8 protein-coding genes and 4 tRNA genes are annotated in these 11,142 nt (G+C 60.4%); 3 read left to right on the top strand and 9 right to left on the bottom strand.

Annotated elements, in window-relative coordinates; all coding sequences use genetic code 11:
- Nucleotides 1–80: 80 nt before the first annotated feature.
- The 8 genes from QMX91_RS24240 to gltX all read right to left on the bottom strand — a co-directional run bounded on the left by QMX91_RS24240 (nt 81) and on the right by gltX (nt 4,374).
- Nucleotides 81–530, bottom strand: a complete 450-nt coding sequence (locus QMX91_RS24240) for a thioesterase family protein (RefSeq protein ID WP_098964657.1) — start codon at nt 528–530, stop codon at nt 81–83.
- Between the two features lie 46 nt (nt 531–576).
- Nucleotides 577–1,410 (bottom strand): alpha/beta fold hydrolase, encoded by an 834-nt coding sequence (locus tag QMX91_RS24245; protein ID WP_096796149.1) that lies wholly within the window; start codon nt 1,408–1,410, stop codon nt 577–579.
- A gap of 30 nt (nt 1,411–1,440) precedes the next feature.
- Nucleotides 1,441–1,980, bottom strand: a complete 540-nt coding sequence (locus QMX91_RS24250; RefSeq protein WP_007969225.1) for a TetR/AcrR family transcriptional regulator — start codon at nt 1,978–1,980, stop codon at nt 1,441–1,443.
- Nucleotides 1,981–2,161: 181 nt separating this feature from the next.
- A tRNA-Glu gene (locus QMX91_RS24255) sits at nt 2,162–2,237 on the bottom strand.
- A gap of 80 nt (nt 2,238–2,317) precedes the next feature.
- Nucleotides 2,318–2,393: transfer RNA gene (locus QMX91_RS24260), tRNA-Ala, on the bottom strand.
- Between the two features lie 53 nt (nt 2,394–2,446).
- Nucleotides 2,447–2,522: transfer RNA gene (locus tag QMX91_RS24265), tRNA-Glu, on the bottom strand.
- 79 nt (nt 2,523–2,601) lie between these two features.
- Nucleotides 2,602–2,677 (bottom strand) — tRNA-Ala (locus QMX91_RS24270).
- Between the two features lie 215 nt (nt 2,678–2,892).
- Nucleotides 2,893–4,374 (bottom strand): glutamate--tRNA ligase, encoded by a 1,482-nt coding sequence (gltX, locus tag QMX91_RS24275; RefSeq protein ID WP_003226448.1) that lies wholly within the window; start codon nt 4,372–4,374, stop codon nt 2,893–2,895.
- 228 nt (nt 4,375–4,602) lie between these two features.
- On the opposite strand from gltX, the gene QMX91_RS24280 reads away from it, so the two are divergent.
- Both QMX91_RS24280 and QMX91_RS24285 read left to right on the top strand, forming a co-directional pair.
- Nucleotides 4,603–5,652, top strand: coding sequence for an HlyD family secretion protein (locus tag QMX91_RS24280; RefSeq protein ID WP_282413502.1), 1,050 nt, complete (start codon nt 4,603–4,605; stop codon nt 5,650–5,652).
- The gene (locus QMX91_RS24285; RefSeq protein ID WP_260525034.1) at nt 5,642–7,192 is read left to right on the top strand and encodes an MDR family MFS transporter; all 1,551 of its coding nucleotides are present in this window, start codon (nt 5,642–5,644) and stop codon (nt 7,190–7,192) included. Before QMX91_RS24280 ends, QMX91_RS24285 begins: the two co-directional genes overlap by 11 nt.
- A gap of 230 nt (nt 7,193–7,422) precedes the next feature.
- Here the strand turns inward: QMX91_RS24285 and uvrB are convergent, their stop codons facing one another.
- Nucleotides 7,423–9,438 (bottom strand): excinuclease ABC subunit UvrB, encoded by a 2,016-nt coding sequence (gene uvrB / locus QMX91_RS24290; protein ID WP_007969222.1) that lies wholly within the window; start codon nt 9,436–9,438, stop codon nt 7,423–7,425.
- 337 nt (nt 9,439–9,775) lie between these two features.
- On the opposite strand from uvrB, the gene QMX91_RS24295 reads away from it, so the two are divergent.
- On the top strand, nt 9,776–10,972 hold the full coding sequence (locus tag QMX91_RS24295) for an amino acid aminotransferase (protein WP_282413503.1): 1,197 nt from the start codon (nt 9,776–9,778) through the stop codon (nt 10,970–10,972).
- The last annotated feature ends 170 nt before the right edge of the window (nt 10,973–11,142 follow it).

The raw sequence follows: 11,142 nt of genomic DNA on the forward strand, positions 1-11,142 counted from the left end.
GCCTGCTCGCGATAGCGGTGGGTCAGATAGAGGAATGCCGACTGACACTCCGCTATCGCGAGCAGGCTCACTCCTACAGTTTAGATTTGGGCTGTTTCTGGATTTTGGATCGCCGGGCCATAACCCTCGATGAACTCCGCCGGCATGCGCTTGGGCTTGCCGCTGGACAGTTCGATGCAGACGAATGTGGTCTGGGCACGCAGCAGGGTGGCGTTGTCGCTGGGGCGGATCAGCTGGAAGTGCCGGGTCATTTTCAGGCGCTGATCCCAATCGACGATCCAGGTCGCCAGTTGCAGCTCGTCGCCTTCGTAGGCAGCCGCCAGGTAATCGATTTCGTGACGCACCACGGCCATCGCCCGATCCAGGCGCCGGTACTCGACCAGGTCCAGCCCCAGACGCTGCGAGTGGCGCCAGGCGCAGCGTTCGAGCCAGGTCACGTACACCGCGTTGTTCGCGTGGCCCAGCCCGTCGATGTCCTCGGCGCCTACTTGCAGATCAATGGTGAACGGCGTTGCCCGATCCCAGCCCATGCCCCACTCCCGGTCAGATGATTCAACCGGGGCAGTGTAACGGATGTCAGGCCGATTGCCGCGCTTGAAGGCTGCGCCCCGCCAACAGTGATAACACACCATCAACCACCCGAGGGTCGGCCAGCACCCGCTGGTGGCCGCCGCTTTCCAGGCGCAGCAGGCGACTGTCGAACCAGGATTCGTGGATCAATTGCGATTCCTTGACCGAGACAAAGGTGTCGTCCTCGGCATGCACGATCAGGCCCGGCATATCCAGTTGATAGTGCGCGACATCAAGGGTCGCGGCGCGCATGCCAACGTCCTGCTCGACCTGGCGGATGAACGCCGATCGGGCCCGCGGTGGCATGCCGACATAGCGGGCAAAACCGCGCAGCACGCCGAGGATCCGTGCGGGGGCTGCGATGCTGACCAGGGTTTCGGTGCGCAGGCCCAGTTGCACCGCGAGCATGGCACTGGCGCCGCCCATGGAGTGGCCGATGACGGCTTGCAACGGTGGCAGTTCGGCGGCCGCTTCGAGCATGGCGCGGGCGAACAGTACGACGTTGGCTTCACGCCCCGGTGAGCGACCATGGGCCGGGCCATCGAGGGCAACGACGGTGTAACCGGCCTCAACCAGCGCCGTGATCAATGCCGCAAACTGGGTGGGCCGCCCTTCCCAACCGTGCATCAACAGCACCGCCGGCCCCTGCCCCCAACGCAGCGCCGACAGGCCGAAGCGCAGCGTGATGCGTTCGGCACTCGCCAGCAGCGGCAGCTCCCAATCGCGCAGTGGCAACGTGCGCGGCGTCATGAACGCCTGACGCATTTTGCTTGCTACTCGTTGCGGTGCAATCCAGCCCAAGGTGCCATTAACGCCACGAACCCACTTCAACGTGTTCATCGCTTTCTCCTCAGGCGTGTTGCCTTCAGGTCAACGCACCGCCGACTTGGCAGCGCGCAGCAATCGATCGGATAAATCGCCCGGGCCCAGCGCACGTGCCAGCGCCAGACCACCCACCATCAACGCCACATCAGCCAACGCCTTGTCGGTGTCCTCGGGGCTGGACGCCAACTGCGCAATCATCAGTTCCAGGTGCTCGTTCAGTGCGATGCGGAAGGATTCCGGCAGACGCCCCAGTTCGCCGATGGAAGCCGGAATCGGGCACGCGGCATCGCTGGAATCGCGATGCTTGCGCGACAGGTAGAACGCAGCGACCAAGGCGCGACGCTCTTCGCCGGTCAGCTCGGAATCCATGTCGGCAATCAGGTCGCGTCGACGGCTGAGCAGTTGCTTGAACGCCTCGAGCATCATCGCGTCCTTGCTTTCGAAGTGCGCGTAGAAACCACCGACGGTCAGGCCGGCGGCGCCCATCACTTCGCCCACGCTGGGATCCGCCGGGCCACGCTGCATCAGTGCGGCGCTGGCCGCCTTGAGGATGCGTTCGCGGGTTTGAGCTTTTTTATCGTTCATCGTTGCCTCCGAATATTACGACTAGAATATTATTCGCATAATAATATTCCGCAAGTCGAGGATATGACCGCTGGTCTGAAGCACAGTGTAAGGAAAAAGGAGAGTTGGCCAAACGCCAGACAAACAAAAGGGCCATTCAATAATTGAATGACCCTTATAAATCCCGCAGAGCGGGTAATCGTGGCGTCCCCTAGGGGACTCGAACCCCTGTTACCGCCGTGAAAGGGCGGTGTCCTAGGCCACTAGACGAAGGGGACACAAACCCTTCTATACAGCTGATCAGTGCTGAGATCTGATCTGATTCAAGGCCGGTGTGGCCAGACCTTGAACTGTAAATTGGTGGAGCTAAGCGGGATCGAACCGCTGACCTCCTGCATGCCATGCAGGCGCTCTCCCAGCTGAGCTATAGCCCCGGATTTTTCGCCTCGCGGCGGAGCGACATCTTGCAACATCGCTTCTGTAAAACTGGCGTCCCCTAGGGGACTCGAACCCCTGTTACCGCCGTGAAAGGGCGGTGTCCTAGGCCACTAGACGAAGGGGACGCAAACCCTTCTATACAACTGATCAACGCTGAGTGTTGATCGCTTCGGAGCCGGTGTGGCCTGGCTTCGAAGTGTAAATTGGTGGAGCTAGACGGGATCGAACCGTCGACCTCTTGCATGCCATGCAAGCGCTCTCCCAGCTGAGCTATAGCCCCTCATCGTTGATGTCATCGTTGATGTCATCGCTGAGGACGGGGCGAATCTTAAGGGCGTATCGAAAGCCTGTCAAACTTATTTTTGAAAAATTTCAAAGTTTTTTGTCGGCATAACAATCACTTACCGCCCTCCCCCCGAAAATCCGGGGGAAAAACGCCGAAGGCCGGAATCAAACGATCCCGGCCTTCGGCGGTTACCGCAGAGTCAGACGTGCTTAAGCAATCGCGCCCAGCAGCTTTTCCCACTCTTTGTTTTCTTTCTTCGACACGCCACCCAGCAGGTCAATCGCCTGGCGCAGACGGAAACGCGTCAGGTCCGGACCGAGGATTTCCATCGCATCGAGCACCGACACCGAACTGGCCTGCCCGGTAATCGCGGCAAACATCAATGGCATCGCATCGCGCAGCTTCAGTTCAAGGGACTCGACCACCGCCTGAATCGTCGCAGTGATGCTGTCCTTCTCCCACTGACGCAGGCTTTCCAGCTTCCACAGGATCAATTGCATCAGCTGACGCACCTGATCACCGGAAAGCTTTTTCGATTCGAACAGCTTGGCATCCGGGTTCACGCCACCGGCAAAGAAGAAGCCGCCCAGCGGTGCAACCTGGCTGAAGGTTTCCACGCGCCCCTGAACCAGCGGTGCGATCTTCATCATGTACTCGGAATTGAACGCCCACTTCTGCACGCGTGCGGCGAACTCTTCCACCGGCAGGTCACGCAGCCACTGGCCGTTGAGCCACGACAGTTTCTCGATGTCGAAGATCGGCCCGCCGAGGGACACACGCTTGAGGTCGAAGTTGTCGACCATTTCCTGCAGCGAGAACTTCTCGCGCTCGTCCGGCATCGACCAGCCCATGCGACCGAGGTAGTTGAGCATCGCCTCCGGCATGAAGCCCATGCGCTCGTAGAACGTCACCGAGGTCGGGTTCTTGCGCTTGGACAGCTTGCTCTTGTCCGGGTTACGCAGCAGCGGCATGTAGCACAGCTCCGGCTGCTCCCAGCCGAAGTATTCGTACAGCAGAATCAGTTTCGGCGCCGATGGCAGCCATTCTTCGCCGCGCAGCACGTGGGTGATGCCCATCAGGTGGTCGTCGACCACGTTGGCGAGGAAGTACGTCGGCAAGCCGTCGGTCTTCATCAGCACTTGCATGTCCATGCGATCCCACGGGATCTCGACATCGCCACGCAGCATGTCCGGCACCACGCAGACGCCTTCGGTCGGCACTTTCATGCGGATCACGTGCGGTTCGCCGGCGGCCAGACGGGCGGCGACTTCTTCCTTCGACAGCAGCAGCGCGCGGCCGTCGTAGCGCGGGGTCTCGCCGCGCGCCATTTGTTCGGCGCGCATCTGGTCCAGTTCTTCTGCGGTGCAGAAGCATGGGAACGCATGGCCCATGTCGACCAGTTGCTGGCAATACTTCTGATAGATATCGCCACGCTCACTTTGGCGGTACGGACCGTGCGGGCCGCCAACGTCCGGGCCTTCGCTCCAGTCGATGCCCAGCCAGCGCAGGGCGTCGAAGATCTGCTGTTCGGACTCGCGGGTCGAACGCAACTGATCGGTGTCTTCAATGCGCAGGATGAACTCACCGCCATGCTGCTTGGCAAAGCAGTAGTTGAACAATGCGATGTAAGCGGTACCTACGTGGGGGTCCCCGGTAGGCGATGGCGCGATGCGAGTGCGGACGGTGGTCATGGCATGTCTCGAAAAGAATGAAAAGCAAAACAATCAAGCGGCGAATGGTAACAGGCGACACCCGCCCCGCTCCAGCGGGCAGGGCATTTAAGCCAAGTTTGCGGCTGGAACGCCCATAGACCGTGGTGACGGCCCGAATATCAGCCATTGGCATTTACCGTTTATCGGCGGTATGCCAGATTCAGCCGCAGATAACTTTCCTTACAATTACTCGACTACAGTTTGCCCATGCCTGCCCAACTCAAGCGTCGCCTGTTTATTTTCCTGCTCCTGGTGCTGTTGATTGCCGGGGGCTTCTTCGCCCATTGGTTTTTCAAGGGCCGGTTTTATGAAAGCACCGATAACGCCTATGTCCAGGGCGAGATCACCCGCGTCTCCAGCCAGTTGAGCGCGCGCATCGACGAAGTGCTGGTGCAGGACAACCAGCACGTGGAAAAGGACCAGTTGCTGGTGCGCCTTGAACCCAATGATTTCCGCCTCGCGGTCGACCGCGCCAATGCCTCCCTCGCCACCCGCGAAGCCGAGCGTTTGCAGGCACAAAGCAAATTGACGCAGCAATCGAGCCTGATCGCCGCCAGCGACGCGCAAGTGGCGACCACCCAGGCCACCCTTGGCCGTTCGCAGATGGATTTGTCGCGAGCCGAAACCTTGCGCAAACCCGGTTACGTTTCCGAAGAACGGGTGACCACCCTCTCTGCTGACGCGCACATTGCCCGCTCGCAAGTGGCCAAGGCCCAGGCCGATGCGCAGAGCCAGCGCCAGCAAGTCAATGCACTGACGGCCGAGATCAAACGCCTCGACGCACAGATTGCCAACGCCCGCGCCGATCTGGCGCAAGCCGAGCTCAACCTGACCCGCAGCGAAATCCACGCGCCGATCAGTGGCATGGTCGGCCAGCGCGCCGCACGCAATGGTCAGGTGGTGCAGGCCGGCGCCTATCTGCTGTCGATCGTCCCGGACGAAGACATCTGGGTGCAGGCCAACTTCAAGGAAACCCAGATCGGCCACATGCAGCCCGGACAGAAAGCCGAGCTGACCTTCGATGCCTACAGCGACACGCCGATCGAAGCGCGAGTCGACAGCCTGTTCGCCGCCTCCGGTGCGCAGTTCAGCCTGTTGCCGCCAGACAACGCCACCGGCAACTTCACCAAAGTCGTGCAGCGGATTCCGGTAAAGCTGACCTTCAAGGCCGATAACCCGTTGCATGGCAAGATCCGCCCGGGCATGTCGGTCACCGCCACCGTGAACATCAAAGACGCCCCAGACAATGGCCGGTGATTCGCTGATCCGCCCGGTCGGCGAACCGACCCGGCGGGACTGGATTGCGGTAATGAGCGTGATGCTCGGCGCGTTCATGGCGGTGCTCGACATCCAGATCACCAACTCCTCGCTCAAAGACATTCAAGGCGCGCTGTCGGCGACGCTGGAAGAAGGCTCGTGGATTTCCACCTCCTATCTGGTCGCGGAAATCATCATGATCCCGCTGACCGCGTGGCTGGTGCAGTTGCTCTCGGCGCGACGGCTGGCGGTGTGGGTGTCGCTGGGTTTTCTAATTTCATCCTTGCTATGTTCGATGGCCTGGAGCCTCGAAAGCATGATCGTCTTTCGTGCCATGCAAGGCTTCACCGGCGGCGCGCTGATTCCGCTGGCGTTCACCCTGACCCTGATCAAACTCCCCGAACACCATCGCGCCAAAGGCATGGCGATGTTCGCCATGACCGCGACCTTCGCCCCGTCCATCGGCCCGACACTGGGCGGCTGGCTCACGGAAAACTGGGGCTGGGAATACATTTTCTACATCAACATCCCGCCGGGGCTGATCATGATCGCCGGGCTGATGTACGGGCTGGAAAAGAAGGAAGCGCACTGGGAACTGCTGAAAAGCACTGACTACACCGGGATTCTCACGCTGGGTGTCGGCCTCGGCTGCCTGCAAGTCTTTCTCGAAGAAGGCCACCGCAAGGACTGGCTCGAATCGAACCTGATCGTGACCCTCGGCAGCATCGCCCTCCTCAGCCTGATCACCTTCGTCATCGTGCAGATTTCCAAACCCAACCCGCTGATCAACCTCGGCATCCTGCGCAATCGCAACTTCGGTTTGTCGAGCATTTCCAGCCTCGGCATGGGCGTCGGTTTATACGGCTCGATTTATCTGCTGCCGCTGTACCTGGCGCAGATCCAGAATTACAACGCCCTGCAAATCGGCGAAGTGATCATGTGGATGGGCGTGCCGCAGCTGTTCCTGATTCCGCTGGTGCCGAAGCTGATGAAGTTCGTTTCGCCGAAATGGCTGTGCACCCTGGGCTTCGGGTTGTTCGGGCTGGCGAGTTTTTCTTCGGGGGTGCTCAACCCGGATTTCGCCGGGCCGCAGTTCAATCAGATCCAGATCATCCGCGCGCTGGGTCAGCCGCTGATCATGGTCACCATTTCGCTGATCGCTACGGCGTACATCCTGCCGCAGGACGCGGGGTCGGCATCGAGCCTTTTCAATATTCTGCGCAACTTGGGTGGCGCGATCGGCATCGCCCTGCTCGCCACGCTTTTGGATGCGCGGACCAAGACCTACTTCGATTATCTGCGTGAGTCGATTGTGCCGACCAACCCGCAAGTGGCCGAACGCATGGCCTCAATGACCGACCGCTTTGGCAGTGACACCGCGGCGCTGGGCAAGATGAGCGAGATCGTGCATCAGCAGGCGCTGATCATGGCCTATAACGATGCGTTTCACTTTGTCGGGATTGCGCTGGGGATCAGCATGCTGGCGATTTTGTTGACCAGGAAATTGCCGGCGGGGTTGAAGGCTGGGGAAGCTCACTGATTTTTGTGGTGTCTGCACTGGCCTCTTCGCGAGCAAGCCCGCTCCCACAAGTTTCTTTGGTGATCACACATTTTGTGTACACCATCAATCCTTGTGGGAGCTGGCTTGCCAGCGATGGGGCCAAGTCAGCTATCACAGGCTTCTTTGGTGATCACACATTTTGTGTACACCATCAATCCCTGTGGGAGCGAGCTTGCTCGCGAAGAGGCCCGACCAAACACTGCAAATCTTCAGACAGCCAAAAGCCGCTCACGCAGTTTGGCAATCTCATCGCGCATCTGCGCCGCCGCTTCGAACTCCAGATCCCGCGCCAACTGGTACATCTTCTCTTCCAGCGCGCGAATGCGTTTGGTGATTTCGCTCGGCGAGCGCAGTTCGGCTTCGTACTTGGCGTTTTCTTCGGCAGCCTTGGCCATGCCCTTGCGCTTCTTGCTGCGCGAGCCGGGCACGGTGGCGCCTTCCATGATGTCGGCGACGTCCTTGAACACACCCTTCGGGGTGATGCCGTTTTCCAGGTTGAAGGCGATCTGCTTGTCGCGACGACGCTCGGTCTCGCCAATCGCCCGCTCCATCGAGCCAGTGATGCGATCTGCGTAGAGAATCGCCCGGCCATTGAGGTTCCGCGCGGCCCGGCCGATGGTCTGGATCAGCGAGCGCTCGGAACGCAAGAAGCCTTCCTTGTCCGCGTCGAGAATCGCCACCAGCGACACCTCCGGCATGTCCAGACCCTCGCGCAGCAGGTTGATCCCCACCAGTACGTCGAAGGTGCCCAGACGCAGGTCGCGGATAATCTCGACCCGCTCGACGGTGTCGATGTCCGAGTGCAGATAACGCACGCGCACGCCGTGGTCGGCGAGGTAATCGGTGAGGTCTTCGGCCATGCGTTTGGTCAGCGTGGTGACCAGCACCCGCTCCTCGACCGCCACGCGTTTGGTGATTTCCGAGAGCAGGTCATCAACCTGGGTCAGCGCCGGACGCACCTCAACCTGCGGGTCGACCAGACCGGTCGGACGCACCACTTGCTCAACCACGCGCCCGGCATGCTCGGCCTCGTAGTTGCCCGGCGTCGCCGAGACGAAAATCGTCTGCGGGCTCACCCCTTCCCACTCGTCAAAACGCATCGGCCGGTTGTCCAGCGCCGACGGCAGGCGGAAGCCGTATTCGACCAGGGTTTCTTTACGCGAACGGTCGCCCTTATACATCGCGCCGACTTGCGGCACGCTGACGTGGGATTCGTCGATCACCAGCAAGGCGTCGGCTGGCAGATAGTCGTACAGCGTCGGCGGCGCGGCACCGGCCGGACGTCCGGACAGGTAGCGCGAGTAGTTTTCGATGCCGTTGCAATAACCCAGTTCGAGGATCATTTCCAGGTCGAAACGGGTGCGCTGTTCGAGGCGCTGGGCCTCGACCAGTTTGTTGTTGCTGCGCAGGTATTCGAGGCGTTCCTGCAATTCGACTTTGATGTGTTCGATGGCGTCGAGCAGGGTCTCGCGCGGCGTCACGTAGTGACTCTTCGGGTAGAAGGTGAAGCGCGGCATCTTGCGGATGACTTCGCCGGTGAGCGGGTCGAACGCGGAGATGCTCTCGACCTCGTCATCGAACAGTTCGATGCGGATCGCTTCCAGATCGGACTCCGCCGGATAGATGTCGATCACATCGCCGCGCACCCGGAACGTCGCGCGGGCAAAATCCATGTCGTTGCGGGTGTACTGCAGGTCGGCCAGACGCCGCAGCAAGGCGCGCTGATCGAGTTTGTCGCCGCGATCGACGTGCAGCACCATCTTCAAATAGGTTTCCGGGCTACCGAGACCGTAGATGCACGACACCGTGGTAACGATGATCGCGTCCTTGCGTTCGAGCAACGCCTTGGTTGCGGACAAACGCATCTGCTCGATGTGGTCGTTGATCGACGCGTCCTTCTCGATGAAGGTGTCGGACGACGGCACATAGGCTTCGGGCTGGTAGTAGTCGTAGTAGGAAACGAAATACTCGACCGCGTTGTTCGGGAAGAACGCCTTGAACTCGCCATACAGTTGCGCGGCGAGGGTCTTGTTCGGCGCCAGCACCAGCGTCGGGCGCTGTACCTGCGAGATGACATTGGCGATGCTGAAGGTCTTGCCCGAGCCGGTCACACCGAGCAGCGTCTGGTGCGCCAGCCCAGCCTCGATGCCCTCGACCAATTGGCGGATCGCTTCAGGCTGATCGCCGGCGGGCTCGAAGCGGGTGACTAGCTGGAATTCGGACATACACACCTCTGGGATCGCGGCTCGCGCAGAAAACAGCCGAGCCGCGGGGATGACCGCAAACGACCGTTGTCGCCCAAGGAAAAACGAAGATTGTGCTCAATGTGGAGCCGATTGCCTCGCCTTTCAAGGCAAACGTCCTACATCCGGTAAAGTCTCTGACAGAGTCAATCGACTAACGGTCAAGAAATAATCGGAAAAACTTGCCGGAAAAGCTGAATCGCCTGTCGCCATTGCTCAGTGATGGCCTCTATACTAGCTCCCCGTTTGTGCACCGCTCTAGTGCATTCGGCTGGAGCGCGACACGTCCCTCCACTCTCCATTCAGAGCCGCCGTAATAATGAGCCTGTTCTCCGCTGTCGAAATGGCACCCCGCGATCCAATCCTGGGCCTCAACGAAGCATTCAACGCCGATACCCGGACCACCAAGGTCAACCTGGGTGTAGGTGTTTACTGCAACGAAGAGGGGCGAATTCCCCTGCTGCGCGCGGTGATCGAAGCCGAAACCATTCGCGCTGCCCAGCACGCCTCCCGTGGCTACCTGCCGATCGACGGCATCGCGGCCTACGACCAGGCCGTGCAAAAGCTGCTGTTCGGTAACGACTCGCCGCTGATCGCTGCCGGTCGCATCGTCACCACTCAGGCCGTCGGCGGTACCGGCGCGCTGAAAATCGGTGCCGACTTCCTCAAGCAACTGCTGCCGAACGCCGTCGTGGCGATCAGCGACCCGAGCTGGGAAAACCACCGCGCGCTGTTCGAAACCGCTGGTTTCCCGGTGCAGAACTACCGTTACTACGACGCTGCCAGCCACGACGTGAACCGTGCCGGCATGCTCGACGACCTCAACGCCCTGCCGAACGGCTCGATCGTTGTGTTGCACGCCTGCTGCCACAACCCGACCGGCGTCGATCTGACCCCGGCCGACTGGAAAAACGTGCTGGACGTGGTCAAGGCCAAAGGTCACGTACCGTTCCTCGACATGGCTTACCAGGGTTTCGGCGACGGCATCGACGAAGACGCCGCGGCTGTGCGTCTGTTCGCTGAATCGGGCCTGACCTTCTTCGTTTCGAGCTCGTTCTCCAAGTCGTTCTCGCTGTACGGCGAGCGCGTTGGCGCCCTGTCGATCGTCAGCGAATCGAAAGAAGAAAGCGCGCGCGTGCTGTCGCAGGTCAAGCGTGTGATCCGCACCAACTACTCCAACCCGCCGACCCACGGTGCAAGCATCGTCGCCGCTGTGTTGAACAGCCCGGAACTGCGCGCCCAGTGGGAAGCGGAACTGGCAGAAATGCGCCTGCGCATTCGCGGCATGCGCGAGCAGATGGTCGCCCTGCTGGCCGAAAAAGCCCCGCAGCGTGACTTCAGCTTCGTCGGCCGTCAGCGCGGCATGTTCTCCTACTCCGGCCTGACCACTGAGCAAGTGCATCGCCTGCGCAACGAGTTCGGCATCTACGCCCTGGACACCGGCCGGATCTGCGTCGCGGCACTGAACCAGAGCAACATCAAAGCGGTCACGGATGCGATCGTTCAGGTCATCTGATTTCGCTTTGCCATGAAAAACGGGAAGCCTTGGGGCTTCCCGTTTTTTATTTGTCCGAAGGAATCCAACATTCCCTCTAAACTGCACACAAATCGAAACTGTAGGAGTGAGCCTGCTCGCGATAGCGTCTGATCAGTTGAGGCTGCACTGCCTGACGCACCGCTATCGCG

Origin of the sequence: Pseudomonas sp. PS01299, assembly GCF_029960145.1 — a bacterium.
Taxonomy (GTDB): Bacteria; Pseudomonadota; Gammaproteobacteria; order Pseudomonadales; family Pseudomonadaceae; genus Aquipseudomonas; species Aquipseudomonas putida_A.

Excerpts from the sequence above, each read along its gene's own strand:
- gltX (WP_003226448.1), bottom strand. The coding sequence starts at position 4,374 with ATGACCACCGTCCGCACTCGCATCGCGCCATCGCCTACCGGGGACCCC.
- QMX91_RS24285 (WP_260525034.1), top strand. The coding sequence starts at position 5,642 with ATGGCCGGTGATTCGCTGATCCGCCCGGTCGGCGAACCGACCCGGCGG.
- QMX91_RS24295 (WP_282413503.1), top strand. The coding sequence starts at position 9,776 with ATGAGCCTGTTCTCCGCTGTCGAAATGGCACCCCGCGATCCAATCCTG.
- uvrB (WP_007969222.1), bottom strand. The coding sequence starts at position 9,438 with ATGTCCGAATTCCAGCTAGTCACCCGCTTCGAGCCCGCCGGCGATCAG.
- QMX91_RS24250 (WP_007969225.1), bottom strand. The coding sequence starts at position 1,980 with ATGAACGATAAAAAAGCTCAAACCCGCGAACGCATCCTCAAGGCGGCC.
- QMX91_RS24280 (WP_282413502.1), top strand. The coding sequence starts at position 4,603 with ATGCCTGCCCAACTCAAGCGTCGCCTGTTTATTTTCCTGCTCCTGGTG.
- QMX91_RS24240 (WP_098964657.1), bottom strand. The coding sequence starts at position 530 with ATGGGCTGGGATCGGGCAACGCCGTTCACCATTGATCTGCAAGTAGGC.
- QMX91_RS24245 (WP_096796149.1), bottom strand. The coding sequence starts at position 1,410 with ATGAACACGTTGAAGTGGGTTCGTGGCGTTAATGGCACCTTGGGCTGG.